We start from the raw sequence: 25,102 nt of genomic DNA, 5'->3' as shown, positions 1-25,102 counted from the left end.
TCCTCGGCGGCCGTGTGCCGTGACCGTGGTCCCCGCGGGGGCCGGGGTCTGCGATGATCGGGCCATGAGCCGAGCCACCCTCCTCAAGGACCCGCGGGAGGTAGCGGGCATGTTCGACGCGGTCGCACACCGCTACGACCTGACCAACGACGTGATGAGCCTGTGGCAGGTCCGCATGTGGCGCACGGTGACACGCTCGGCGGTCGGCGCGGGTCCCGGCACGAGGGTGCTCGACCTGGCTGCCGGCACCGGCACCTCCTCGGTGGAGTACGCCGCCGACGGTGCGCAGGTGGTCGCCTGCGACTTCTCCACCGGGATGGTCGCCGAGGGCAAGCGCCGCCACCCCGGGATCGACTTCGTGGCGGGGGACGCCACGGCACTGCCCTTCGCCGACGCCACCTTCGACGTGACCACCATCTCCTACGGTCTGCGCAACGTCCAGGACGTCCCCCTGGCCCTGCGCGAGATGGCCCGGGTGACCCGGCCGGGCGGCAGGATCGTCATCGCCGAGTTCTCCACCCCCACTGCGGGCGCCTTCCGGCGCCTCTACCGCTTCTACCTCGGCACCGCGCTGCCCGCCGCCGGACGCCTCGTGTCGTCCAACACCGAGGCCTACGACTATCTCGCCGAGTCGATCCTGGCCTGGCCCGACCAGGCCGGGCTGGCCGCACTCATGCAGGAGGCCGGGTGGCGCTCGGTCGCCTACAAGAACCTCTCGGGGGGCATCGTGGCGGTGCACCGCGGCACGCTGCCGACGGACCGCTGAGGTGACCCGCTGCCTGCGGCTGGCCGCCCGCGACCTTCTGGCCCGCCCTCCCCGCCTCACCTTCTCCACCACGGCGCTCGCCGGCCCGCCCTGGACGGGCTCCGGCCCGCCCCTGTCGCTTCTGGCCGAGCGCAACGACGTCGTCGCCTGGGTGCGCGAGGGCCATGGCCTGGCCGGCTGGGACCCGCTGCTGCGGATCGAGGCCACGGGGCCGGGGCGGATCGAGGAGCTGCGCGCCGCCTGGCGGGCGGTCGTGCAGGCCTCGTGGTGGTCCGACCCTCTGGTGCGCCCGGGCACCGGGCCGGTGGCGCTGGGTGCGATCACCTTCGCACCGTCCTCCCGCGAGCCCTCCGTGCTCCTGGTCCCCCGCGTGCTCGTCGGGCGCGACGCCCAGGGCTCCTGGGTCACGACGGTCGGCGCCCGCGGCGAGGACCCCGACGCGGGGCTCGACGCCGCCGCGCTGACGGCCGCCGCGACCGGCGGTGGAGTCCCGACCGCTCCCGGGGCGGCCCTCGCCCCGGGAGCCAGGAGCGAGGCCTCCTGGCGCGCGGCGGTGGCCACGGCGAGCGCCAGGCTGCGCGCCGGCCAGGCCGAGAAGGTCGTCCTGGCCCGCGATGTCGTGGCCGTTCCGAGGCAGGCACGAACCACCGGCGGGCTGCTGGCAAGGCTCGCCGCCGCCTACCCCTCGTGCTGGACCTTCGCGGTGGACGGCATGGTGGGGGCCTCCCCGGAGCTGCTCGTGCGCCTGCGCGACCGGCGCCTGTCGAGCCGGGTGCTGGCGGGCACCGCGCGTCGTCGCCGGGCCTGCGGCCGCGACGAGGACCCCTCCCACCTGACGGCGTGGCTGGAGAAGGACCCGAAGAACAACCGCGAGCACGCCCTGGCCCGCGCCTCGGCGCTGACGGCCCTGGAGCCCCTGTGCTCGGTGGTCGAGGCGCCCGAACGCTTCGTGCTCACCCTGCCCAACGTGCTGCACCTGGCCAGCGACATCTCCGGCGTCGTCGCCGGAGACACTGGGGCGCTCGCCCTCGTCGGCGCCCTGCACCCGACCGCTGCGGTGTGCGGCACCCCCACCCCCGCGGCCTCCCGCCTCATCGTCGAGCTCGAGGGGATGGACCGGGGCCGCTACGCCGGGCCGGTGGGCTGGGTGGACTGGCACGGGGAGGGCGAGTGGTGCATCGCCCTGCGCAGCGCCCAGCTGGCCGACGGCGGCGCCACGGGGGCCGGCCCGCAGGCGCCCGTGCGGGTCTTGGGCGGGGGCGGCATCATGCCCGGCTCCGACCCGGCCGACGAGCTGGCGGAGACGGCGGCCAAGATGCGCCCGGTCCTCGACGCGCTCGGGGCGCCCTGACGCAGGCCCTCCGGGCCGCCGGTAGGGCTACTGGTCGCTGCGCTCCGACAGGGTCACGGGGACCTCCATCTCCTGGCCGTCGCGGATGATCGTCAGGGTCACCTCGTCGCCGGCGGAGTACTGCCGCACGAAGCCGATGAGCGCGGCCGACTGGTTGGTCGCCTTGCCGTCGACGGCGATGATGACGTCGCCCTCCTGGATCCCCGCGTCCTGGGCCGGTGAGCCCTCCTCGACCGTCGAGACCTCCGCGCCGGCCCGTGTCACGCCATCGGCCGTCGCGCCGCCGTTCTGGGTGCCCACCCCCAGGAAGGCGTGGGTGGCGGCGCTGGTCTCGATGAGCTGGTCGGCGACCTTGGTCGCCAGGTTGGCGGGGATGGCGAAGCCGATGCCGATCGAGCCGCTGGTCTCGGAGGTCGAGGCGATCGAGCTCGTGATGCCGATGACCGCGCCGGTCTCGTCGAACAGCGGGCCTCCGGAGTTGCCCGGGTTGACGGCGGCGTCGATCTGGATGGCGTTGGTGTACACCTCGGTCGTGGTCGACTGGCCGTCGCCGAGCAGCCCGCCCAGCGAGTCGGGCAGGTCCGAGGAGTTCTCCTCGGACTGCTGCTCCTGGGTGGTGACGACGGGGCGGTTGAGCGCCGAGATGATCCCGGTCGTCGCGGTCGACGACAGGCCGAGGGGGTTGCCGATCGCCAGGACGTCCTGCCCGGTCACGAGGCTGTCGGAGTCCTCGAAACGGGCGACCGTCAGGTCGTCGGGGGCGTCGACCAGCTCGATGACCGCCAGGTCGGTGGCGGGGTCGGTGCCGGTCAGCTCGGCGTCGTAGATACGGCCATCGGCCAGGGAGACCTGGATCTGGGTGGCCCCGGCCACGACGTGGTTGTTCGTGATGATGTGGCCCGAGGAGTCGTAGATGACGCCCGAGCCCACACCGGTGCCAGCGGCCGTGGCGACCGTGATCGACACCACGGCGTTGGACACCGCCGCGGTGACGGCCTCCCAGTCGGGGGTCGTGCCGGTGGAGGTCACCGTCTGCGTGGTCGGGCCGGTGGCGATCGAGGTCGGCGCCGGGGTCGAGGCCGCCGGCGAGGGCTCGTCGTTGAGCAGCTGGGTGGCGGCCACCGCCCCGCCCGAGGCCAGCAGCGCCGTCGTCAGTGAGATCGCGGCGACACCGCCCCACCCCGGTCCGCGGCGCCTCCGGCGCGGGGAGGCCGAGGGCTCGGAGGAGGCGTGGACGTAGGGCGGCACGCCCGCGGCCGCGACGGGGGCGGGTCGAGAACCGGCGTCCTGAGGCCCGGCCGCCGGGGCGGAGTAGGCGGCGAGGGCCTCTCCGGCCTCGCCGGGAGCACCAGGGGCGCCGAGAGCCGAGTAGGAGGACGGCGCCGAGTAGGCCGCCGGGGGCTGCGGCGCGCTCCCCGGCGCAACGTAGGCGGCCGGGGAGGTGTGGGCCGCGGGAGGCTCCGCCGCCTCGCCGGGAGCGCCAGGGGAGCCGAGAGCCGAGTAGGAGGAGGGCACCGAGTAGCCCGCCGGCGCCTGCGGCGCAGTGCCGTAGGGCGTGGAGGCGGGCGGGGCCACACGGCCGTCCTCCGGGGCCGGTGGGGCGAAGCGGCTGGTCTCCGCGGAAGCCGGGGCCTCGCGCTGCTCGGCGGGCAGGGGGGTGGTGTCGCCGGGGTCGGGGGCCTGCGCGGCCTCGGGCGCCTCCTGCTCGTCCCGCACCTCACCCGGCTGAACGGGCCGGCCGGGCTGACTGGGCTGACTGGGCTGGTCGGACTGACCGGGGACCGACTGCGCGCCGTAACCGGGGTACTCGTCGTTCGTGGTCATGGGGTTCCTCCTCGGCTCCAGGGAGCACCTGTCAGTCGGGCACACCCAATAACGTTCGTCTGGGTCCTCACCAACTCCCGACTGGGTCTGACCTGTGAATCCTCACCCGGGCGACACGCTGAGCGCCAGCACCAATGCCGCTCAGCGTGTCGCACCGACGCGATTCCGCTCACCCCGCAACCCCGGCGCCCCGGCTGACGGGAGTCACCGGGGCTCGCAGGGGTGGAGCACGACGTGGACGACGCTGAGGCCCCGCACCGGGGCGGCCAGCACCCGCCTGAGCCCCTCGAGGTCCCCGGGGCTGTGGACGGTGGCGCCCAGGGCCTGTGCCAGCGCGCCGATCCTCGGGGTCTGCGGTGTGGTGAAGAGGCGGTCGAACCTGGCGGCACCGGGGACCCGGGCGTACTCCAGGGTCGAGAAGATGGCGCCCCCGGCGTCGTCGAGGACGATGACCTGGAGGTCGGGCTCGGTCTCGTGGAGCCCCCGCCCCAGGCTCATCGCGTCATGGAGGAAGGTGAGGTCGCCGACGACGGCGCGCACGGGAGCCCCCACACCCAGGGCCACGCCCGCGGCCGTGGCCAGTGTGCCGTCGATGCCCGCCAGGCCCCGGTTGGCGACGGCCGCCGGGACGGGCAGCCCGGCAGCGGCCGGGGCGGCGAGCCGATCGAGGCGCCGCACCGTCATCGACGAGCCCAGCATGAGCACCGCCGGCGCCCCACCCCCCGCGGCGCCCCCGGCGGTGTCCTCAGTGGTGTCGCCGGCGGGGCCGCCCGCCGCGCCGCGGTCGGGGCCCGCGCAGGCCTTAAGCGCCGCCTCCCACACGGCCTGGACGGCGGCGTCCGCGCTCAGCCCCGGCCGGGCGCCGTCGGGCCGTCGGGGCGCGGCCGGCTCGAGGCACTCGAGGGCCCGGTGCCACATCGGTGCCCAACCGGGGTCGGCGGGCACGGCGCCCAGGGCACGCGCGAGGAGGACCTCGCCCGGCTCGCCCCCGGCGCAGCCGCCGTGGCCGGCCGGGGCGGGAAGGACATGCGCGGTTCCTGCGACATCGGTGTAGCGGGCCCGGTCGGCCACGACGTCGACGCGCAGATCGGTGCGCGCCAGCAGCGCGCTGACCGAGCGGGTGAGGCTGGGGTGGCCCAGGACGACGACCCGCTCGGTGGACGCGACGAGCCGGGCGCCCTCCGGGGTGCCGAGCAGCTCGGCGTAGCGGGTCAACGCCATGGCGCCCCCTCGTGCGCCCGAGGTCGGCTCGGCCAGGAGCGGCCAGGCCAGGTGCTCGGCCAGGGCCCTGCCGAGGCGTCCAGTGGCCGGGTCGGGGCAGTCCCCGACGACGACGAGGCCGCACTGCGCCGGGCCGGAGCGCGGGTCCTGACCCGCCACGGGCTGGTCGGCGGTCGCCGCGGCGGGTGCCGGCTGCGCGGGGCCGCCGGCGTCGGACACGCCGACCCCGCCGAAGGCATCGGGCTGCGGCGAGACGCCTGGGCGGCCGCCGGGCCGGGGGGCGCCGGCCGCCGGGGCATCGGGGAGGGCCACCGCCTCCGGGACGGGGGCCTGAGAGGGCGAGGGGGCCAGCGGCGGACGCAGGCGAAGGTTGAGATGGGCCGGGCCGGGGTCCCGGCTCAGTGCACCGCTGGCGGCGAGCACGGCGCGGCGCACCTGCCCACCGAGGGCGAGGGCGCCCGCCGACCCGGCCGGCCTGTGCCCGGCCAGGTCGGCGGGGATGTCGATGACCAGGCGCGGCGCCGTGGCGAACAGGCCGGCCTGCTCGGTGGTCTGGTTGGCGCCGGTGCCCACGAGCTCGTGGGGCCTGTCGGCCGACACGATGAGCAGCGGCACTCCCGCGGCGTCGGCCTCCAGGACGGCGGGGTGGAGGTTGGCCACGGCGCTGCCCGAGGTGGTGACCACCACCACGGGACTGACCGGTTCGCCGCCGCCGGCCTGGAGGTGGGCGCGTGCCAGGCCCAGCGCGGTGAAGCCGGCCGAGCGCTCATCGAGCACGACCCGCAGGCGCAGCGCGCCGCGGTCCTCGGCCTCGGCCAGGGCGTAGGCCAGGGGCGCGCTGCGTGAGCCCGGTGACAGGACGGCCTCGCGCACCCCGGCGGCGACCAGGGCGGCGACCACCGTCCGCGCGGCGCTCAGGGAGGGGGCGTCCTCCGGCGCCGCCGCCGAGGCCTGCGAGCCGTGGGCCTCCTGCGAGGCGCGCGCCCCACTCACAGGGGCAGCCCCGCCACCGCCGTCGCCGGCCCCCAGGCCTCACGCTCCCGGCGGGCGGTCAGTGCCGCGACGAGATGGGACAGGCGCACCTGCCAGTGGCCGGTGACCTCGGCGTCGGCCAGTGTCGAGCCGAGCAGCGCCTTGGAGACATGGGCCGGCCGGACCGCCAGGCTCCCGCGCACCGGTGCGGCGCTGGGCACGGCGACGTCCCGAGTGAGCATCGACACGGTGCCCAGGCCGCAGGCGTGGTCGAGCTCGGGCAGCGCGGCCGCCAGAGCGGCACCGGCGGCGATGCCCACGGAGGTGTCCAGGGCGGAGGACACGACGACCGGCATCTCGAGGCGCTCGGCCAGGGCCAGCGCACGGTGGACCCCGCCCAGGGGCGCGACCTTGAGCACGGCGACGTCGGCGGCCTCGAGGCGGGCCACGGCCAGGGGGTCGTCGGACAGGCGGATCGACTCGTCGGCGGCGATCGGCACGTCCACGACGCGACGCAGCGCGGCCATGTCCTCGACCGAGGCGCAGGGCTGCTCGACGTACTCCAGACCCTTGGCCGCGGCATTGAGCAGCGGGACGTTAGCCCGCGCGGTCTCCAGGTCCCAGGCGCCGTTGACGTCGATACGGATGCGGCCCGAGGGGCCGAGGGCGTCGCGCACGGCGGCCAGGCGGTGCAGGTCGTCGGCGAGGGCCGAGCCGCGCACGGTGCGGCAGGCCCCGACCTTGACCTTGGCGGTGGTGGCGCCCGAGGACAGGACGAGGGCGTGGGCACTGACCTCGTCAACCTCCGGGACGGTGACGTTGACGGGGACGGAGTCCCGGTGGCACGGCAGGTCGTCGTGCCCGCGCACGGCCGAGTCCAGGGCGCTGGCCAGCCAGGGCGCGGCCTCCTCCGGGCCGTAGTCCCAGAACGGAGCGACCTCCCCCCACCCGCCGGGCCCGTGGAGGAGGACGCCGTCGCGGCGGGTGATGCCCCGGAAGCGGGTCGTCAAGGCCACATCCCACACGACGGCCCTGTCGATGCCGTCGAGGATCCCTGCACGGTCCGAGGCGTGCAGGGCCAGGAGGTCGATCTCACCACGGATGCTCTTGGCATCGAACGTGTGCTCTAGGAAGTGGCTTGTCACGGAACAAGGATAGCCATCCGCGTCCACGCTCAGATTGCAGTACGGCCACCCTTCGGTGACGCCCCGGACACCGGGCCCGCGGGCGCGCCCCGGCACGTTGCCCTCGGCGTGGCGTTCCCCGGTCGTTGCCCCGGGGAGCCCGACGGCCATGGGCGCCGGCCCCGGAACGACGCGCACTGCCCCTACGCTGGTAGCCATGAGTGAGGCCACCGCACACCCGCTGCCCCCGCGGGTCTCCCAGATCTTAGACCCCTCCCGCTGGCGCGCCGTCGAGGGCTTCGAGAACCTCACCGACGTCACCTACCACCGCGGCTGCCTGCGCGACGAGGCCGGGACCTGGCAGCGGGACCTGCCCGTCGTCAGGGTGGCCATCGACCGCCCCGAGCTGCGCAACGCCTTCAGGCCGCGCACCGTCGATGAGCTCTACCTCGCCCTCGACCACGCCCGCATGAGCGGAGACGTCGGCGCAGTCGTGCTCACCGGCAACGGGCCGAGCCCCAAGGACGGCGGGTGGGGTTTCTGCTCCGGCGGAGACCAGCGCGTCCGGGCCGCGGACGGCTACCGCTACGAGCACGAGGACGGGCCGCAGGAGTCGGAGGCGTTACCGTCCGCAGACCTTCGGCAGGCCGGGACCCCCGCCGGCGCACCGCCGTCGCCCCAGGGAGCACCGGACCCCCACGACGTCGAGGTCGCCTCCCGTCGTGCGCGTATCGACGCCGCACGCGCCGGGCGCCTGCACATCCTCGAGGTCCAGCGGCTCATCCGCACAATGCCCAAGGTGGTGATCGCCGCGGTCAGTGGCTGGGCCGCCGGTGGTGGGCACTCGCTCAACGTCGTGTGCGACCTGTCGCTGGCCAGCATCGAGCACGCGCGCTTCAAGCAGACCGACGCAGACGTCGGCTCCTTCGACGCCGGCTACGGCTCGGCGCTGCTGGCACGGCAGGTCGGGGACAAGCGCGCCCGCGAGATCTTCTTCCTGGCCCGCGAGTACTCGGCAGCGGACGCCGAGCGCTGGGGGGTGGTCAACGAGGCGGTGCCCCACGCCGAGCTCGAGGAGCGGGCGCTCGACTACGCCGCGATCGTGGCGGGCAAGTCCCCCCAGGCGATCCGGATGCTCAAGCTCGCCTTCAACCTCGCCGACGACGGACTGGCCGGCCAGCAGGTCTTCGCCGGGGAGGCCACACGCCTGGCCTACATGACCGCCGAGGCCGCCGAGGGACGCGACGCCTTCCTGGAACGCCGGGCCCCGGACTGGTCGGCCTTCCCCTACTACTTCTGACGCAGCTTCTGACCCGGCCCCGTCCCGACAGGCATCAACCGGCGTTCACCGGCCGGTCCGGCACCGGGCACTGGTTAGACCGTGGTCCCGGCACGTGACACCCTAGGGAGGCCCGAGCCGGGGCGTCACCGACATGAAGCCCGGCATCACCCGCTTCCCTGGAGGCAGCACCATGACCCAGTGGCTCACGCAGCACCTCATCACGACCGAGCCGGCCCGCCGTCGGGTCAAGGTGGCCGGAGTCATTGGCCTCATCGCAGGAGTCTTCTCCGCCATCGTCAAGTTCGGCTGGGAGGTGCCCTTCCCTCCCCGCACCCCCGGGCCGCGGTCGGACACCAACCCGCCCCAGGCGATGCTCGAGTGGTTCGGCATGAGCCCCGAGACCTCGCACACGATGGTCACCTTCAGCAACAACGAGCTGCCGATCATGTCCTTCATCGTGCACTTCAGCTTCGCGATCGTCTTCGGCCTCCTGTACTGCGTGGCCGCCGAGTACTACCCCCGGATCAAGCTCTGGCAGGGCGCGGTCTTCGGGATCGCCGTGTATATCGGGGCGCATGTCGTCGTCATGCCGCTGCTGGGCTGGGCGCCCAACCCCTTCCCGTGGATCGAGGGCGCCCAGACCTGGTCGGAGCACTTCTCGGAGTTCTTCGGCCACATCGTGTGGATGTGGAGCATCGAGATCGTGCGCCGCGACCTGCGCAACCGCATCACCCACGAGCCCGACGCCGAGGTCGCCCTGGTCGACGCCACCCGCTGAGGTGGGCGTGATGTCCTCGGGGGTGGAGAACAGGCCGTTTCTCGCTCCCCGCCGCGCCATATCTACGGAATCTACCGATCTCGAGGTGTCATATGTCCCGATCTCGGGGTGTCAGTCGTCGTTGGTGTTGAGGGTCTGGACCTCGGCGACCGGCCGGTACCCCAGCCCCCGGTCGGACAGGAAGACCGCCCTCATGTCCTGGGGCGAGACCGGCCCCGAGGCGGAGGCGTCGGCCTATCGGGCGCCCAGCGCCACGAGCCCCAGTGCCATGACGGCGCCGTAGGCCAGCTCGTAGAGGCCGACGTCGCGCAGCACGCCGATGAGGTCGGCGCCCGTGGCCCCGCGCAGGACCGGCGCGATGGCCCTGCCCGCCAACAGGCCGAGGAGCACGAGGCCCGCGGCGCCGCCGAGCAATCCGGGCACCGGGAGCGGTCCGGCCCCGGAGTCCTGCGCCGCCCAGGTCAGGGCCAGCGCCGCCAGGGGGACAGGGGCGCCGGCCATGAGCGTGAAGGTGCCCCGGGAGCGCCGCTCCCCCAGCCGCACCGCCAGGGTGCGCTTGCCGTGGGCGGGGTCGGTGGCGATGTCCCGCAGGTTGTTGACCATGAGCAGGGCGCAGGCGATGAGGCCGATCCCGCAGGCCGCCGCCCACAGCCAGCCGGGCACGGAACCCGCTTGGACGTAGAGCGTCCCGGCGGCGGCGACCAGCCCGAAGAACACGAAGACGAAGACCTCGCCGAATCCGGCGTAACCGTAGGGGTGGGAGCCACCGGTGTAGAACCATGCGGCTGCCACGGCGGCGGCGCCGACGCCCAGGAGCCACCACTGGCCGCTCAGTGCGACAAGCACGAGGCCGAGCACCCCGGCGGCACCGAAGCAGCCCAGGGCGGCGTTCCTGACCGTGGCCGGGGGCACCAGCCCGGAGGCCGTCAGGCGGGGCGGGCCGACGCGGTGGTCGTCGGTGCCGCGCACGCCGTCGGAGTAGTCATTGGCGAGGTTGGAGCCGATCTGCAGCGCCAGGGCGACCCCGGCGGCCAGGACGGTGCGCGGTGCGGAGAAGGAGTCCAAGAGGACGGCCGCCCCCGCACCGAGCACGACGGGGGCGAGGGCCGCCGGCAGGGTGCGCAGGCGCACGACCTCCGCCCAGCTCGTCGCCGACACGCGGCCCGGCGCGGCCACTGCTCCCCGATCCTCATCCATCGGCCTGGGAGCCTACCGCTCCCCCGGCCCTGGACCGGGGAGCGGCTCTGGTGAGGCGCTCGACGAGGGCCTGGCGGTCGACCTTGCCCGGTCCGCGCACGGGCAGCTCGGCGAGCAACGCGACGGTCTTGGGGGCGCGCACACCGCCCAGGCGCTCGCGCGCCAGGGCCCGAATTGTCTCGGGGTCGAGGCAGGCGCCGGCCTGCGGGACGACCGCGGCCGCCACGGCGCTGCCCCAGCGCGGGTCGGGCAGGCCGACGACGCAGGCCTGTCCGACGCCCGGCAGGTCGAGGAGGACCTGCTCGACCTGCCGGGGGTCGACCTTGACCCCGCCGGTCACGATGAGGTCGTCGATGCGTCCGAGGACCTCGAGCCGCCCGTCGTGCCCGATGCGGCCCCGGTCGGCGGTGACGAGCTCCTCGCCCGGGAAGCTCGCCACGCCGGAGGCCTCGACGTAGCCCTCGGCCAGCACCGGGCCCGCCAGGATGATCCTGCCGACGCCGTCGGGGCCGGCGTCCTCGATACGCACCGAGACCCCGTCCAGGGGCAGCCCGTCGTAAACGCAGCCGCCGCCGGTCTCGCTCATCCCATAGGTCGTCACGACGCGCAGACCGGCGCGCCGGGCGCGGGCCAACAGATCGGGGTCGGCGGCCGCCCCGCCGATGAGGATGCCCGCGGCCCGGGCCAGGTCGGCGGCCCAGCGCTCCTGGCCCGGGGCCAGCACGGCGTGCAGCTGGGTGGGTACCAGGGAGGTGTAGACCGGCGGCCCGCCCGCCCGGACCGCGGCGCGCACCGCGCCGGCCAGCTCCCGGGGGCAAAAGCCCCGACGTCCATCGACGACGACGGGGGCCGTGCCCGCCACCGCGCTGCGCACGAGCACCTGAAGCCCGGCGACGTGGTGGGCGGGCAGGGCCAGGACCCACCGGCCCGGCCCGTCCAGCCGGGCGTGGGTCGCCCGGGCCGAGGTGACGAGTGCCTCGGCGCTCATGGCCACCAGCCTGCCCGTGCCGGTTGTCGAACCCGACGTGCGCAGGATGAGGTCGGTGGCCAGGGGCACCTCCCCCAGGCGACGGCCGAGGTCGGCCAGGACACCGCCGGGCTCCTCGTCGGGTGCCACCGGGACGAGCAGCGAACGGTCGCCGCGCGCCGGCGCGGTTGCGGGCGGGTGGGGTCCTGCGGCGAGCAGCCCCTTGTCCTCCAGGCGGGCCAGGAGGGCGCGGCTCAGGGCGGCGACGTCCTCGGGGGCCGTCCCTCCCCGCAGGAGGGTGACGGCCCTGTCCCCTGCTTGGATCGGTCTCACGCGACAAGGGTCCCATCCCGCCGGCGCGCGGGCCAGCAGGGCCAGGAGCAGACCACTGAGCCCGGCGAGGAGATCGAGGCGGCGGGCCTGACCCCCATCAGCGCGGGGTGGAACACGCGCAGCGCCGACGGCTGGATCGCCCTGGAGAACTACTTCTCCGAGCCGACCGATCTGGCCGACGGCACGTGGTCCATGGTCTACGAGCGCGACCGCTTCGAGAGCGTGGAGACCGGGGTCAGCTACGAGGCCTATTCCCAGACCGAGGCGCTCACCGTCAAGTGAGCCGCCCGGCACCGAGGGCCGGGACACCCGCACCCGGGGTGTCCCGGCCTTTGGTGCGCGCCTCGGCGGGCTGCCCGCAGTCCTCTAAGGTGGTGGGCATGCGTATTGTCCTGATCGTCGTGGTGCTCGCCCTCGTGCTGTACTCCCTCCTGGACTGCGCGCGCACCCCGGAGGAGGACATGCCCGCCAGGATCCCGAAGTTCGTGTGGATCATGCTCATCGTGCTCTTCCCAACCATCGGGGCGATCGCGTGGATCATCACCTCGCGGGTCAAGGCGGCCGAGGAGCGGGGCGGCACCGTCGAGCCGACGGTGTGGTCCTCGCGGGAGGGCACCGCCTTCAAGCGGCCCGAGCGGCCGCGCCCGGTGGCCCCCGACGACGACCCCGAGTTCCTGCGCGGGCTGGAGCGCGACATCCGCCGCCGTCGGGCAGACCGGCCGGACAACGGGACAACGCCCGGTTCCCCGGGCCAGGACGGCGAGAACGAGGGGCCCGACGGGGAAGGGCCGGAGGAGCCGGGCACCGACCCCGACGGCACGACCGGCGGGCCGGGAGCGCCAGGCCACTAAGGTCTGTGGCGACAGTCGGGGTGGTTCCGGCGCGGCCCGAGGGCAGGGGTGAGGCATCCGGGTGTCACGGGTGGCGCTCGCACAGGTGCGGCCCACCGCAGGAGGATCGACCGCCCCACCCCTTCCCCGATCTCGAGGTGCCATAAGTCCCGATCTCGAGGTGCCATAAGTCCCGATCTCGGTGAGGGGTGGGTCCGGGGGCGGCTGGTGCGGGTCCTGGGCGCCCCTCAGGGCAGGGCGCGGGGGAGGACGCGGGGCCAGGAGGAGGTGTCGACGTCGTAACCGTGCGCGCTGGCGTGGATGAGCCAGTCGGCGGGCAGCCAGGTCCGACCCACGATCTGGGGATGGTCGGGCAGGTAACGGCAGGCCCACAGGATGAGGACGAGCTCGGCCCACTGGGCCCGCAGCTTCCAGCGTGCCGACCCCGAGGCGTTGGCCGCCGCCATGACGATCTCTCCGGTCCCCGTGCACTGGACCTCCTGGACGTCGCGGAAACCCACGGGCATGATTCCCTCGCCCGTCCCCAGGTAGATCCCGTGCGTCGACACGGTCAGGCGGGCCCGGGCCAGGTGGCGCCACTTCTCGACCGCGTCGGCCTCCGCCGCCTTCTTGCGCCGGGAGTTGAGGTAGGCCTGGCCCCCGAAGAAGGCGGCCGTCAGCGCCAGGCCCACCGGACCGGCCGCCAGGAAGAAGCCCCTCGAGGGGTTGTAGGTCGCGTCCCCGCGGCGCCACATGAGCAGTTCGGCGTCGCAGCTGGCCAGCATGACCTCGTCGGAGGCGAAGGCGCGGCGCACCGGGTCGATGACCGGGGAGACGGGGTTGGGCCGCGCCCCCGAGCACACCGCGGTGAGCACGGCGGCACTGTTCCACCACACGAAGTCCTGGCCGGTCCAGGGCCGTCGGGGCGCAGGCCGGGCGGCGTGAGCCAGGTCGGCGGCGGGCAGCCTGACGAGCTCGCCGGTTGGGGGCTCGGGCCACAGATCGGGGGACGGGGGACGGCTCACTCCCCCTCCTGGGGGGCGCCGACCGCCTCGACGGCCGCGGAGGTTCCCGGCACCATGTCGTGGGCGCGGCGCAGCAGGTCGCCTGCCGGCTCCCAGTAGGACAGGCCGACCAGCGTGCGCCCGTCGAAGGTCAAGGAGGTCAGGGAGGCCAGGGCGCACTGGCGACGGCGCGGGTCATGGGCCAGGGGGCGCCCCTCCAGCCACAGGCGCACCGTCCACACCGGCAGCTGGTGGGACACAAGGAGGGCCTCATGCCCCTCGGCCTGCCCCAGGGCGTCGATGATCGCGCCCCGCATCCGGGCCACGAGCTCGGTGTAGGGCTCCCCCCAGCCCGGGCGCAGCGGGTTGACGTAGGACAGCCAGTGCTCGGGCCGCACCAGGGTCCTGCGGTCGCGGTTGACCGGGAGCCCCTCGAAGCGGTTGTCGGCCTCGATGAGACGCTCGTCGGTTGTGGCCCTCAGACCGTAGGCCGCGGCCGTGGGCGCCCCGGTCTCCCGGGCCCGCTCCAGCGGGGAGGTGATGACGGCGGTGATGTCGTGGCCAGAGGCCGACAGGACCTCGGCCACCTGCTCGGCCATCTGGTGGCCGAGCTCGGAGAGGTGGAAGCCGGGCAGGCGCCCGTACAGGACGCCCTGGGGGTTGTAGACCTCGCCGTGCCTCATGAGGTGGATCGTCGTGCGCGCCATGGGGCGATTCTGTCACGCCTGGTCCGCGCTCCGCTCCGGCCGGACCGACCCGTCCCTCCGGCCGCGGCAGCGCCATGGGAGAACGGCAGCCTCTTGGCACCCGACCAGGTGCCCGACAGGCCGTGATCGAGACGCTCCTCCGGCGCCGGCGGGGGGACCGGCGCCCGGTGCGGCCCGGCCGCGCCCGGATCGCGGGCATCGCAGGGCGTCGGTGGTGGCCGTCCCGTATCGTGTCGGCCATGACGACTCGCAGCGCATGGGGTCTCGGTCTGGCGACCGTGACTGACGACGGCAACACCCTGGACGTGTGGTACCCCAAGCCCATCCTCGGAGACGAGCCCGCCGACGGCGACGCTGCTCTCCTGTCGACGCTGACCGCGATGGAGCGGCGGGACGCCGCCCGCGGCGTCCACACGACGGTGGTGCGCACCTGGGTCGACCTCGACGACGCCCCTGAGACGGTCGCCGGAGCCTACCTGCGTCTTCACGTCCTGTCCCACCGCCTGGCGCTGCCGAACACGGTCAACCTCGACGGGATCTTCTCCCGCCTCCCCAATGTCGTGTGGACCTCGGCGGGCCCCTGCGCCGCCGAGGACTTCGAGACCACCCGGACCCGCCTGCGCGCGGCACTGGGCCGCCCGGTCCAGGTCCTGTCGGTCGACAAGTTCCCCCGCATGACCGACTACGTCCTGCCCTCGGGGGTGCGCATCGGCAACGCCTCGAACGTCCGCCTCGGTGCGCACCTGGCCGAGGGGACGACGATCATGCACGCCGGCTTCGTCAACTACAACGCCGGCACCCTCGGCCGCTCCATGGTCGAGGGCCGCATCTCCCAGGGCGTTGTCATCGGGGACGGCTCCGATGTCGGTGGCGGGGCCTCGACGATGGGCATGCTCTCCGGGGGCGGCCGCCAGCGCGTAGCCCTGGGCGAGCGGTGCCTGCTCGGGGCAAACTCGGGCCTGGGCATCCCCCTGGGCGACGACTGCGTCGTCGAGGCCGGCCTGTACGTGACCGCGGGGACGAAGGTCTCGGTGCTGCCCTCCGGAGGCGTCGTGCCCGGCAAGCACGGCCTGTTCCAGGAGCCGCGGGTGGTCTCCGCCCGGGAGCTGGCCGGGGCCTCCAACGTCCTGTTCCGCCGCAACTCCCAGTCCGGCGCCGTCGAGGCCATGGCCCGGGGCGGCAAGGGCATCGAGCTGAACTCGGCCCTGCACACCGACCAGTAAGCGGCCGCCCCGCCCGCCGGTGGCCACCCCGGGAGCGCCGGCCTCCGGCGCGCGGCGAGACGGTCCGGCCCGCATGTCGGGAAGATCGCCCACCCTCCCACCATTGGGTGTGATCCACGAGACAATCCCGGACGGCAGGGGCCCGCTCGATGGTCGTCACCGGCGGCCTCATCCTCGCCTTCGTCGTCATCCACCTCCTGGACCTGACGATCGGCAGGCTCGTGGCCCCCGGGGGGTTCCTCGCACCGACGGGCACCGGGGTCCACGCCTACGAGAACCTCCTGGCCAGCCTCTCACGCCCGGGCATGGCCGTGTTCTACACCCTGGTCATGCTCACCCTGGGGATCCACCTGGCCCACGGGCTGTGGTCGGTCGTCCACGACCTGGGCGGCACGGGGGCGCGACTGCGCCGCACGGTCCTGGTCATCGCCCTGGCCGTGGCGGCCGCGGTCGCCCTGGTCAACGGGGCGCTCCCCCTGCTCATCGTCACCGGGGTGATCCCATGAGCGCCCCTGGGTGCCGCCCGTGCCGAGGACGACCGTCCGCCCCACGAGATTCCCGAGTCCGAGCGCGACTACTACTCGGCCGGGCGCGCCTTGCTCGTGCTCAGGGCCATGAGCAGGACGTGGAGCGCGGTGCGCTGGAGCTCGCCGAGGGTCAGGTGCTCGCCACTGGCGTCCTGCGGGTCATACCCGGCCAGGACGGCGTCGTCGTGCCCCTCCTCGCGCGTGGAGGTCCAGGTCCGCCCGCCGGGCATGAGGACATCGACCCCGGCGCGCACGCGGGTGGCCGAGTCCTGCAGGGCGGGGAAGTGCGGGTCGGGGGCGTAGCGCATCCACCAGTCGGTCATGACCATGCCCTCATAGCCCCACTCGCCGCGCAGGATGGTGGTGACCAGGTCGTAGTTGTAGTGCGCCCACTGGCCGTTGATCTTGTTGTAGCTGGTCATGATGGTGCGCGGCCCGGCCTGCTCGACGCAGATGCGGAAACCGCGCAGGTAGATCTCCCGCAGCGCCCGCGCCGAGACCCGGGAGTCGTTGTAGATCCGCTCGGTCTCCTGGTTGTTGCAGGCCAGGTGCTTGGGGCAGGCGGCCACGCCCTGGGACTGGATGCCGCGCACGACCGCCGCCGCGCACAGCCCGGTCAGGAGGGGGTCCTCGGAGTAGTACTCGAAGTTGCGTCCGCACAGCGGGTCGCGGTGGATGTTCATCCCCGGGGCCAGCAGCACGTCGGAGCCCTTGCGGATCATCTCCTGCCCGTGCAGGCAGGCGATCCGCTCGAGCAGGTCGGGGTCCCATGTCGAGGCCAGGGCGGTGCCGCAGGGCAGGAGGCTGGCCCAAGCCGACAGACGGATCCCCGAGGGGCCGTCGGTCGTGATGACCGGGGGGATGCCCCGCGCGCGCAGCTGGGCGGTCAGCCCCCCGAAGGCACCGGCGTTGCCGGGCGCGCCCAGGGGCGAGTTCATCTCGACGTCGCCGTAGGACAGCTGGGCGAGCTCGGCCACGCTCAGCTGGGCGACGAAGTCCTCCAGGCCGGCCCGGCCCTCGGCCACGTCCTCTAAGGTGATGCCGCCTTCGCCGGTGGGGGTGATCGTCTCGGGCAGGCGGGACAGGATCCGCTCGCGCAGGTCGATGGTCGAGGTGGGCACGGGCTCCCAGCCCAGGGACGGACCTGCCGGCCCGGGCACGAGGGTCATCCGCTCGAAGGGGTTGGCCGGGTCCGGGGCGAGGGCCTCGGCGAGCTGTTCGACAACGCGCAGGGCGGCGACCTCGATCCGCCCGGCCTCGACGGTCTCGCGCACCGAGGTGCCGACGTGGACGGGGTAGGTGCCGGGCTCCAGGACCCAGGCGTCCTTGCGGCCCGTGGCGCCGGAGTCGTCGAAGGAGGCTAGGCCGTCGAGGTCGAAGGACAGCTCAAGGTCCTGGGAGGCGCCGGGCGCGAGCTCCGGGGTGCGGATGAAGGCGAGGAGCTCGCGGGCCGGACGTGGCAGCGCCGCCGACTGCGGGGCGCCGTGATAGACCTGCGCGACCGTCGTGCCGGGACGATCACCGGTGTTGGTGGCCCGCAGGCGCAGTGTGGCCGTCCGGCCGTCGTCGGACAGACCGGTGGGTGTCAGGGTGATCGTCGTGTAGCCCAGCCCGTGGCCGAAGGGGAACAGGACGGTGTCGGGGGCGAAGGTCTCGAAGTAGCGGTAGCCGACGAAGATGTCCTCGGCGTAGTTGTTGAACTCCTTGCCCCCGAAGAAGGTGGCGCTGGGATAGTCCTCGTAGGTGCGGGCGATCGTGTCGGTCAGGCGCCCGCCGGGCTCGAGCACGCCGGTGAGGACCTGCGCGAGGGCACGGCCCCCCTCCATGCCGCCCGGCCAGGCCAGGACCAGGGCGTTGACTCCCAGCTCCTCGGCCCAGGACAGGTCCATGACGTTGCCGGTGTTGACCACCACCACGGTGCGCTCGAAGCGGCTGGTCACCTGCTCCAGGAGCGTGCGCTCGGCGGCGGTGAGGTAGTAGGAGCCGGGCTCCAGGACGTTCTCACGGTCCTCGCCGGCCGCCCGGCCGACGACGACGACCGCGGTGGCGGCGCGTGCGGCGGCACTAGTGACGACCGCGTCGTCGAGCTCCATCTCGGGGTAGAAGCGCGGCCAGTTGCCCCACTCCTCGACCGGGGGCTCCTGGGCGGCGCACCAGCGACGGTAGGTGGCAGCCAGCTCGGGGTCGACCGCGGCGCCCAGCTCCTCGAGCCCGTCGAGCAGGGTGGTCGTGTAGGCGGCGTTGACGTCGCCGCCCGACCCGTAGCCGACGGCGAACCAGTCGACCTGCACCCGGCCGAAGACGGCTACCGGCTGGTCGGCGGCCAACGGCAGCGCGCCGTCGTTGCGCAGCAGGACGGTTCCCTGTGCCGCGGCGTGGCGCGCCAGCTCGCTGAGCCGGGGGTCGACCCAGCGGTCCTCCCCCGTGGCAGTGGTCAGGGCCTGGGCGACCTCACTCGTGGTCATAGGGGATCCTCTCCGTCGAGGCTCGTGCGGGACCGCCCCAGCCTAGACGACCGCTGTCGAGCGGTGGCCCGTTTGCGGGCGGGGACCGGCGCCCGACTGGGTCAGGCCCCGGAGCCTCACACGCGGGTGACCTGGTCGAGGCTGGGCACGCCGGCACGGGTGCCGGGGTAGGCGGCCGCCCGCTCGCGGCGGTGCATGGCCACGTAGTGCCGCTCGGGCTCGCCGGTGTAGACCTGGCGGGGCCGGCCGATGCGCTTGGCCGGGTCGTCCATCATCTCGCGGTACTGGGCGATCCAGCCCGGCAGGCGCCCCAGGGCGAACAGCGGGGTGAACATCTTCGTCGGGAAGCCCATCGCCTGGTAGATGAGCCCGGTGTAGAAGTCGACGTTCGGGTAGAGCTTGCGGGAGATGAAGTAGTCGTCGGACAGGGCGACCTCCTCGAGCTCCATGGCGATCTCGAGCTTGCGGTCCCCGTCGTCCGAGCCGAGCCGGGTCAGCACGTCGTGGGCAGTGGCCTTGACCAGGGCGGCGCGCGGGTCGTAGTTCTTGTAGACCCGGTGGCCGAAGCCCATCAGCTTGACCCCGTCCTCCTTGTTCTTGACCTTGCGGACGAATTCGGCGGTGCTCATCCCCTCGGACTGGATCGTGTCGAGCATACGCAGCACGGCCTCATTGGCTCCGCCGTGCAGCGGCCCGGACAGCGCGCCCACCCCGGCGGCCACCGAGGCGTACATGTTGGCGTCCGAGGATCCCACGAGCCGGACGGTCGAGGTCGAGCAGTTCTGCTCGTGATCGGCGTGGAGGATGAGCAGCATGTCCAGGGCGCGGATGACCGCCGGGTCGATGTCGTGGACCTGGTAGGGCATGCCGAAGGTCATGTTGAGGAAGTCCTCGACGTAGCCGCGCTTGGGGTCGGGGTAGAGCAGCGGCAGCCCGATGGCGCGCCGGGCGATGTAGCTGATCATCGTCGGCATCTTGCTCAGCAGCAGGACGGTGGCCAGCTCGCGCTCGTAGGGGTCATGCGGGTTGAGGGTGTCCTCGTAGTAGGTGGCCAGGCCGGCGATGCCCGCCTGGAGGATCGCCATGGGGTGGCCCGAGGAGGGGAAGGAGGTGAAGAAGCTGAGGAAGTCCTCGTGCAGGAGGCGGTGGCGGCCGATGCGGCGCTCGAAGCGCTCCAGGGTCTGGCCGTCGGGAAGCTCGCCGTTGATGAGCAGGTAGGCGACCTCCAGGAAGCTCGAGGAGGTGGCGAGCTCGGCGATCGGGTAGCCGCGGTAGCGCAGGATGCCCGCGTCGCCGTCGATGTAGGTGATGTCGGAGGTGCACGAGGCGGTGTTGGTGTAACCGGGGTCGAGTGTGACCAGGCCGGTGGCCCCCAGCAGGCGGCCGACGCCCAGACCGTCCGAGCCGTCGGTGGCGTGGGTGCGGGGCAGCTCGAGGCTCGTCCCACCCACAGTCAGAACGCCGGGGACGTCCAGGTCGTTGAGGTCGGTGACCGCGTCGGTCATGGTGTCTCCTTAACTGCTGGCGGCAGCGAACGGCCCCGGGACATGCGTCCTGGGGTCAGTGGTCCTCATCCTCAGACCACTGTACGGGGTCGGGCACCCTCGTGCCGCCGCGTCTCGCCCGGGGCTCCGTGCCGTGAGCCTCACTGGCGCGCCCCGCTCCGGCACTCAGGGACGGAACAGGTCGGTGGCCCTGAGCCGGCAGGCCGCGGCGGCCACCCGCTCGTCGGTGTCGGTCAGGCTCATGCGGACCCGGCCGGTGCCCGCCTCACCGTAGAAGTCGCCCGGTGCGACGACGATCCCCAGCTCGGCGAAAGCGCCCACGAGGTCGAGGGCACTCATGCGCTGCGGGCCCGAGAGCCAGAGGTACAGGCCGGCGGCGGAGGCGGGGTCGTTGAGCAGGCCGGCCGCCGCCGTGGCCTCCAGGAGGATCTCGCGGCGCCGGCGGTAGGTCGCACGCTGGGAGCGGACATGCTCCTCATCACCCAGCGCGGCCGCCATGGCCGCCTGGACCGGCGCGGGCACGAGCAGCCCGGCGTGCTTGCGCACCTGCGTAAGGGCGTCGACCAGGACGGGGTCACCGGCCACGAAGGCCGCCCGGTAACCGGCGAGGTTGGACTGCTTGGACAGGGAGTACAGGACCAGGAGGCCGGACAGGTCGGGGGCGGAGCCGCTCCCCGTGCCGGTCACGCCGGGGTCGAGGAGGCTAGGGACTCCCCCAGTGGCCCACGGCTCGTCCCAGGCGAGCTCGGCGTAGCACTCGTCGGCGGCGACCACCGCGCCGAAGCGGCGGGCCCACTCCACGATCCGGCGCAGCTGGGCGACCGACAGGACGTGGCCGTCGGGGTTGCCGGGGCTGTTGAGCCAGATGAGGGCCACCGTGCCGCCTTCGGGCAGCTCCCAGGTGTCGGGGTCAGCGTCGGTGTCCACGGCGACGGGACGGGCCCCGGCCAGCCGGGCGCCGACGTCGTAGGTGGGGTAGGCGGCCCGGGGGTGGAGGACGAGGTCGCCGGGCCCCACCCCGAGCTGGAGCGGCAGGAGCGCCACCGACTCCTTCGACCCGATCGTGGGCACGACGCAGTCCTGGCCCAGGCCGGTCACCCCGCGACGGCGCCCCATCCAGTCGATGATCGCCGCGCGGACCTCGGGGGTGCCCACGGCCGTGGGGTAGCCGGGGGCGTCCGAGGCTGCGGCGAGGGCGGACCGAGCGAGCCCGGGGGTGGGGTCGACGGGGGTGCCGACGGCCAGGTCCACCACGCCACCCGGGTGCTCGGCCGCACGCTGACGGAAGGGGCGCAGAGAGTCCCACGGGAAGTCGGGCAGGGCCGGAGGGCGCGGCAGGATGCGTGCGCGGGACGCCGTGGCGGCGTGCCGGCGGGAGGGAGTGTCGCTCACAGGCCGATTGTGCCCCGGCCCGGGCTCCACGTGCGCGACCAGCTCTCCCCCGGGGCGCGACCGCGCCCCAGGACCGCGTGCGCCGGCCCGACCGTGCCCGACACCGTGCCTGTCCGTACCTGTCCGTGCCTATCGGCGCCCCACTGCGCCCGTCCGCCCACACGGTCGCCGGCGCGCCGCTGACGGGGCACGGGTGCGCCTCCGTGCGCCGTCAGCGGCGTGCAGTCGCCTCAGCCGCCGTTCTGCGGGGGCAGGGCGGCGATCATGGGGTCGTCGTAGTCGAGCGGCCCGGTCTTCTGGGCGCCCCCGGGCGATCCCAGGCCCCTGAGCTCGAAGAAGTCGATATTGGCCCGGGTGTAGTCCGACCACTCCTCGGGGACGTCGTCCTCGTAGTAGATCGCCTCCACCGGGCAGACCGGCTCGCAGGCACCGCAGTCGACGCACTCGTCGGCGTTGATGTACAGGCTGCGCTCGCCTTCATAGATGCAGTCGACCGGACACTCGTCGACACAGGCACGGTCCTTGACATCCACACAGGGCTGGGCGATGACGTAGGTCATACTGAGTTTCCTCTCCTGATCGAGATGACCGTGCCGGCACGTGCCGGTCACGCAGCAAGTATCGTCCTTGGCCCCGCGCTGCCCAAGCCGTGCCGGTGGTGGTCCTGGGCACGCAACCGGACCGGGGTGACGTTCGTGCGCGTCAGTCGTCCGTGCCCGCGTCGTCCGGCCCATTGTCCCCGGTGATCGGCTGGCGGGTCTCTACGGGGGCGGGGGAGGTGGCCTTGGACGTCGGGGCGGTGGCCGGCTGGGTGGAGCGCGTCGAGGGGTTGGCAGGTGCCGGCTCGTCTTGGGTTGTTGCCGCCTGTTCCGGCGTGCTCCCGGAGTCGGTGGCTGTGCCTGCCGAGGGTGCGGCGGAGGACGTTGAGGAGGCCCCGGCGACGCACAGGACGGTGTTGTCGGCCTGGTAGCTGGTCGTCAGGACGTCGTCGGGGACCGTCTTGTCCGGGGCGGTGCGGGTGCGGGTCACGACGATGTCGAAACCTGCCGAGCCTCCCCCGTAGGGGGTGCAGCTGGGGCCCGCCGGCCTGGTGACCGTCTGGATGGGCCGGTAGTTGTAGCGCTCACCGCTGGTGATTGTCACGTCGTAGTAGTGGGTCGACCAGATCCGGGCGTGCACCTGGCCGTCGGCGACCCATGCCTGGATGAGGACGGCGTAGGGGGTGGTGTTGGCGAACTTGACGTCCTTGTCTCCGGTCCAGATCGTCGCTTCACGACCCGCCGGGTAGCGCTCGAACCAGTAGGAGTGCGGGTGGTGCTCGACGTCGTCCATCCCGGCCTCGAACCCGGCGTTGAACATGGTCGTCCCGATCTGGGACAGCCCTCCGCCCATGGCATCGACATGCTCACCGTTGGAGATGACACCCGCCGCGGCGAACCCATGCTCGGCATCGACCTCGCCCAGGGCGTCATTGACCGAGAAGGTCTGTCCGGGCTGGACGACCTGCCCGTTCATCAGCTCGGCGCCCCGGGTGAGGTTCTGGTCGCGCGCGGAGTCGGAGGTGAAGGGTGTGGAGTACTCGCCGACGACCTCGACGATCCCCCACTGGTCCTGCGGGGTCGTGTTGGTCGGCTCCAGGACGGTGACCGGCAGTGGCACCGTGCGCTGGGCGGGCGTCGTGCCCGAGGAGCCGGCCTCGATGAGTGCGGTGCTCAGCGCCGCCATGTCCACGCCCTCACCCGTGGAGGGCGCGACGTACTGGGGTGTGGCGGTGGCCGCGCCGGCGGCGGTGCCGTCGATGGTCCAGGTGGCGTCCTGGGCGGGGACCTCGATCTCGCCCATGGCCGCGAGGATCGCCGCGTGGAGGGCCTCGTTGTTGAGCACGGCGCTGAGGTCGCCGCCTTCGGTGCTGATGGTCAGCAGGGCGGCGATCTCCTCGGGGGTGAGCACGAGGTCCTGGGTCACGGCCTTGGACTCCACGGAGGTGCCGGCGGCGGTGATGGTCAGGTCGCCCGACAGCAGTGGGGTCAGCGTGCCGTCGACGAAGGTGGCGGCGTCCTCATCGGTGATCGCGGGGACGGCGACACCCTCCTGGAGCGCGATGCTCGACTCCCCCAGGGGCCAGTTCTGGGACAGGGCGCTCACCGTGGCCGCCACGTCGAGCCCGGTCCCGTTGGCGGCGGGGGTGACGACCGGGGTGGTCCCTTCCAGGGCAACGGTCGCGTTGACAGTGCCGATCGACAGGGCGGGCAGGCGGTCGTTGAGCGCGGCGGTCAGGGCCTTGTCGTCGACGACGGTGACTGCCTCGACCTCGGGGCCGGTCAGGCGCTGGATGATCGTGACGGGGTTGAGAGTGAATCCCGTCAGCTGCCGGACGCTGGCCGCGGCGTCGACCGTGACCCCCGACTCGGCCGGAACGAGCTGGTCGGAGGAGTCGGTCACGGTCACGGTCACGGGCTGGGACAGGCTCGCGGTCATGGAGCTCTCGACGGCGGCGCGGGCCTCCTGGCTGCTCATCCCGCCGACGTCGACGCCGGCGATCGTCGCCCCGGCCGATGTGCTCAGGGTGGTGACCCAGGCGGCGCCGCCCCACACGAGGAGCAGGATGGCGGCCGTCGCGATCCCTGCGACCCGCCCGCGGGGCAGGCGGCGGATGCGGGAAAGGACGCCGGTGGCTGCCGCCGTCTTGACCACGCGGGAGCGCGCCGCGGGCTGTAAGGCCGCTGCGGCCTCGGTGACCTCGGCTGACTCGATGGGCTCGTCAGGTTCGAGGGCCTCGTTAGGCTCGGGGGTTTCGGGGACCGCGTGCTCGGCGTTGACGAGGACCGATGCGCCCGTCCCGGAGCCGCCCGCCCCGGCGGGCTCCTCAACGTCCTCGGCGGGCTCGTCATTCTGGGCCACCCCAGCCACCGGCGTCGGTGGCACCTGGTCGACGCCCGTGGGCCCGGGCGCGGCCCCACCTGTCGCGCGGGCGGCTGGAGGGATAGCAGCGGGCAGCACGAAGACGGGCTCCTCGGCGATGGGCTCCTCAGCGGTCTCGGGCTCGGTGTCGGCCGCCCCCTCGAGGGCGGGCGCCGCCTCGGCCTCCGGCGCGGCGCTCTCCGGGGCGACCGGTTCCGAGAACTGGTCCGTATCGGGCTCCGTGCCTGTCTCATCCTCAGGTGCGGGCTCGGCCTCCGCCTCAACCACGGGCTCCGCCACAGCAACCACCACACCACCGGCCACAGCCTCAACCCCGGGCTCGGCCACAGCCTCAACCACGGGCTCAGGCTCCGCCGCATCCGCGGTGATTACCGCGGCATCCGCCTCGGGCTCGACACCCTCCTCATCCTCAGGTGCGGGCTCGGCCACAGCCTCAACCATGGGCTCGGCCTCCACCGCATCCGCGGCGATCTGCGAAACGACCTCCTCGGCCTCGAGGTCCTGCTCGACCTCGGGCTCAGCACCCTCCTCAGCCTCAACCACGGGCTCGGGCTCCGTGGCATCCGCCTCGGGCTCGATACCCTCCTCATCCTCAGGCGTGGGCTCGGCCTCCACCGCATCCGCGGCGATCTCCGGAGCGACCTCCTCGGGCTCGACACCCTCCTCATCCTCAGGCGTGGGCTCGGCCTCCACCGCATCCGCGGCGATCTCC

Annotated in this window: 20 protein-coding genes; 8 read left to right on the top strand and 12 right to left on the bottom strand. The window is 73.6% G+C overall.

Annotated elements, in window-relative coordinates:
• Nucleotides 1-64: 64 nt before the first annotated feature.
• Together Q4C85_RS00100 and Q4C85_RS00095 are read left to right on the top strand one after the other, a co-directional pair.
• On the top strand, nucleotides 65-766 hold the full coding sequence (locus tag Q4C85_RS00100; RefSeq protein ID WP_303138307.1) for a demethylmenaquinone methyltransferase: 702 nt from the start codon (nucleotides 65-67) through the stop codon (nucleotides 764-766).
• A 1-nt stretch (nucleotide 767) separates the two neighbouring features.
• Nucleotides 768-2,117, top strand: a complete 1,350-nt coding sequence (locus tag Q4C85_RS00095; RefSeq protein WP_303138304.1) for an isochorismate synthase MenF — start codon at nucleotides 768-770, stop codon at nucleotides 2,115-2,117.
• Nucleotides 2,118-2,144: 27 nt separating this feature from the next.
• On the opposite strand, the gene Q4C85_RS00090 is transcribed toward Q4C85_RS00095, so the two are convergent.
• The 3 genes from Q4C85_RS00090 to Q4C85_RS00080 all read right to left on the bottom strand — a co-directional run bounded on the left by Q4C85_RS00090 (nucleotide 2,145) and on the right by Q4C85_RS00080 (nucleotide 7,279).
• Nucleotides 2,145-3,941, bottom strand: a complete 1,797-nt coding sequence (locus Q4C85_RS00090; RefSeq protein WP_303138302.1) for a trypsin-like peptidase domain-containing protein — start codon at nucleotides 3,939-3,941, stop codon at nucleotides 2,145-2,147.
• A 204-nt stretch (nucleotides 3,942-4,145) separates the two neighbouring features.
• Nucleotides 4,146-6,155: a 2-succinyl-5-enolpyruvyl-6-hydroxy-3-cyclohexene-1-carboxylic-acid synthase gene (gene menD / locus Q4C85_RS00085; protein ID WP_303138299.1), complete on the bottom strand. Its 2,010-nt coding sequence runs from the start codon at nucleotides 6,153-6,155 to the stop codon at nucleotides 4,146-4,148.
• Nucleotides 6,152-7,279, bottom strand: coding sequence for an o-succinylbenzoate synthase (locus Q4C85_RS00080; RefSeq protein WP_303138298.1), 1,128 nt, complete (start codon nucleotides 7,277-7,279; stop codon nucleotides 6,152-6,154). Before Q4C85_RS00080 ends, menD begins: the two co-directional genes overlap by 4 nt.
• 196 nt (nucleotides 7,280-7,475) lie before the next feature.
• Between Q4C85_RS00080 and Q4C85_RS00075 the strand changes: the two genes are divergently transcribed.
• A complete protein-coding gene (locus Q4C85_RS00075) occupies nucleotides 7,476-8,558 on the top strand; it encodes a 1,4-dihydroxy-2-naphthoyl-CoA synthase (protein WP_303138296.1) in 1,083 nt (360 codons plus the stop codon).
• Nucleotides 8,559-8,730: 172 nt separating this feature from the next.
• Nucleotides 8,731-9,318: a DUF1440 domain-containing protein gene (locus Q4C85_RS00070; RefSeq protein ID WP_303138295.1), complete on the top strand. Its 588-nt coding sequence runs from the start codon at nucleotides 8,731-8,733 to the stop codon at nucleotides 9,316-9,318.
• Nucleotides 9,319-9,552: 234 nt separating this feature from the next.
• Here Q4C85_RS00070 and Q4C85_RS00065 read toward each other — a convergent pair whose 3' ends face one another.
• The gene (locus Q4C85_RS00065; RefSeq protein WP_303138293.1) at nucleotides 9,553-10,515 is read right to left on the bottom strand and encodes a 1,4-dihydroxy-2-naphthoate polyprenyltransferase; all 963 of its coding nucleotides are present in this window, start codon (nucleotides 10,513-10,515) and stop codon (nucleotides 9,553-9,555) included.
• Complete coding sequence (locus Q4C85_RS00060; RefSeq protein ID WP_303138291.1) at nucleotides 10,508-11,815, bottom strand: AMP-binding protein; 1,308 nt, start codon at nucleotides 11,813-11,815, stop codon at nucleotides 10,508-10,510. The genes Q4C85_RS00065 and Q4C85_RS00060 overlap by 8 nt, the downstream gene beginning before the upstream one ends.
• Between Q4C85_RS00060 and Q4C85_RS00055 the strand changes: the two genes are divergently transcribed.
• Together Q4C85_RS00055 and Q4C85_RS00050 are read left to right on the top strand one after the other, a co-directional pair.
• Nucleotides 11,801-12,097, top strand: coding sequence for a hypothetical protein (locus tag Q4C85_RS00055; protein ID WP_303138288.1), 297 nt, complete (start codon nucleotides 11,801-11,803; stop codon nucleotides 12,095-12,097). The genes Q4C85_RS00060 and Q4C85_RS00055 overlap by 15 nt on opposite strands.
• Before the next feature lie 98 nt (nucleotides 12,098-12,195).
• Nucleotides 12,196-12,666, top strand: a complete 471-nt coding sequence (locus tag Q4C85_RS00050; RefSeq protein WP_303138286.1) for a PLD nuclease N-terminal domain-containing protein — start codon at nucleotides 12,196-12,198, stop codon at nucleotides 12,664-12,666.
• Between the two features lie 227 nt (nucleotides 12,667-12,893).
• Here Q4C85_RS00050 and Q4C85_RS00045 read toward each other — a convergent pair whose 3' ends face one another.
• Nucleotides 12,894-13,670: a hypothetical protein gene (locus Q4C85_RS00045; protein WP_303138284.1), complete on the bottom strand. Its 777-nt coding sequence runs from the start codon at nucleotides 13,668-13,670 to the stop codon at nucleotides 12,894-12,896.
• The gene (locus Q4C85_RS00040) at nucleotides 13,667-14,356 is read right to left on the bottom strand and encodes a histidine phosphatase family protein (RefSeq protein WP_303138283.1); all 690 of its coding nucleotides are present in this window, start codon (nucleotides 14,354-14,356) and stop codon (nucleotides 13,667-13,669) included. The genes Q4C85_RS00045 and Q4C85_RS00040 overlap by 4 nt, the downstream gene beginning before the upstream one ends.
• Before the next feature lie 239 nt (nucleotides 14,357-14,595).
• Between Q4C85_RS00040 and dapD the strand changes: the two genes are divergently transcribed.
• Nucleotides 14,596-15,579, top strand: a complete 984-nt coding sequence (dapD, locus tag Q4C85_RS00035; protein ID WP_303138281.1) for a 2,3,4,5-tetrahydropyridine-2,6-dicarboxylate N-succinyltransferase — start codon at nucleotides 14,596-14,598, stop codon at nucleotides 15,577-15,579.
• Between the two features lie 149 nt (nucleotides 15,580-15,728).
• Nucleotides 15,729-16,085 carry a hypothetical protein gene (locus Q4C85_RS00030; protein WP_303138278.1) on the top strand — a complete coding sequence of 119 codons (357 nt, stop codon included), beginning with the start codon at nucleotides 15,729-15,731 and terminating at the stop codon, nucleotides 16,083-16,085.
• A 71-nt stretch (nucleotides 16,086-16,156) separates the two neighbouring features.
• Here Q4C85_RS00030 and Q4C85_RS00025 read toward each other — a convergent pair whose 3' ends face one another.
• From Q4C85_RS00025 to Q4C85_RS00005, 5 genes are all read right to left on the bottom strand, one after another.
• On the bottom strand, nucleotides 16,157-18,571 hold the full coding sequence (locus Q4C85_RS00025; RefSeq protein WP_303138275.1) for a glycoside hydrolase family 3 C-terminal domain-containing protein: 2,415 nt from the start codon (nucleotides 18,569-18,571) through the stop codon (nucleotides 16,157-16,159).
• 116 nt (nucleotides 18,572-18,687) lie between these two features.
• On the bottom strand, nucleotides 18,688-20,076 hold the full coding sequence (locus tag Q4C85_RS00020; RefSeq protein WP_303138273.1) for a citrate synthase: 1,389 nt from the start codon (nucleotides 20,074-20,076) through the stop codon (nucleotides 18,688-18,690).
• A gap of 165 nt (nucleotides 20,077-20,241) precedes the next feature.
• Nucleotides 20,242-21,468, bottom strand: coding sequence for a succinyldiaminopimelate transaminase (gene dapC / locus Q4C85_RS00015; RefSeq protein WP_303138271.1), 1,227 nt, complete (start codon nucleotides 21,466-21,468; stop codon nucleotides 20,242-20,244).
• A 230-nt stretch (nucleotides 21,469-21,698) separates the two neighbouring features.
• Nucleotides 21,699-22,028: a ferredoxin gene (fdxA, locus tag Q4C85_RS00010; RefSeq protein WP_303138269.1), complete on the bottom strand. Its 330-nt coding sequence runs from the start codon at nucleotides 22,026-22,028 to the stop codon at nucleotides 21,699-21,701.
• A gap of 142 nt (nucleotides 22,029-22,170) precedes the next feature.
• Nucleotides 22,171-25,102, bottom strand: a 2,932-nt coding sequence (locus Q4C85_RS00005; protein WP_303138266.1) for a VanW family protein, incomplete at its 5' end; no start/stop codon positions are given.

The organism is Actinomyces sp., from assembly GCF_030524025.1.
Lineage (GTDB): Bacteria > Actinomycetota > Actinomycetes > Actinomycetales > Actinomycetaceae > Actinomyces.
The sequence above is the reverse complement of the archived record's forward strand: the minus strand, read 5'-3'. Positions and strand labels throughout refer to the sequence as shown.

What these genes read in the sequence shown, in the direction of transcription:
- dapD (WP_303138281.1), top strand. Translation starts at nt 14,596, where the DNA reads ATGACGACTCGCAGCGCATGGGGTCTCGGTCTGGCGACCGTGACTGAC.
- fdxA (WP_303138269.1), bottom strand. Translation starts at nt 22,028, where the DNA reads ATGACCTACGTCATCGCCCAGCCCTGTGTGGATGTCAAGGACCGTGCC.
- Q4C85_RS00030 (WP_303138278.1), top strand. Translation starts at nt 15,729, where the DNA reads ATGGTCGTCACCGGCGGCCTCATCCTCGCCTTCGTCGTCATCCACCTC.
- Q4C85_RS00040 (WP_303138283.1), bottom strand. Translation starts at nt 14,356, where the DNA reads ATGGCGCGCACGACGATCCACCTCATGAGGCACGGCGAGGTCTACAAC.
- Q4C85_RS00075 (WP_303138296.1), top strand. Translation starts at nt 7,476, where the DNA reads ATGAGTGAGGCCACCGCACACCCGCTGCCCCCGCGGGTCTCCCAGATC.
- Q4C85_RS00020 (WP_303138273.1), bottom strand. Translation starts at nt 20,076, where the DNA reads ATGACCGACGCGGTCACCGACCTCAACGACCTGGACGTCCCCGGCGTT.
- Q4C85_RS00070 (WP_303138295.1), top strand. Translation starts at nt 8,731, where the DNA reads ATGACCCAGTGGCTCACGCAGCACCTCATCACGACCGAGCCGGCCCGC.
- Q4C85_RS00100 (WP_303138307.1), top strand. Translation starts at nt 65, where the DNA reads ATGAGCCGAGCCACCCTCCTCAAGGACCCGCGGGAGGTAGCGGGCATG.
- Q4C85_RS00090 (WP_303138302.1), bottom strand. Translation starts at nt 3,941, where the DNA reads ATGACCACGAACGACGAGTACCCCGGTTACGGCGCGCAGTCGGTCCCC.
- Q4C85_RS00050 (WP_303138286.1), top strand. Translation starts at nt 12,196, where the DNA reads ATGCGTATTGTCCTGATCGTCGTGGTGCTCGCCCTCGTGCTGTACTCC.
- Q4C85_RS00065 (WP_303138293.1), bottom strand. Translation starts at nt 10,515, where the DNA reads ATGGATGAGGATCGGGGAGCAGTGGCCGCGCCGGGCCGCGTGTCGGCG.
- Q4C85_RS00025 (WP_303138275.1), bottom strand. Translation starts at nt 18,571, where the DNA reads ATGACCACGAGTGAGGTCGCCCAGGCCCTGACCACTGCCACGGGGGAG.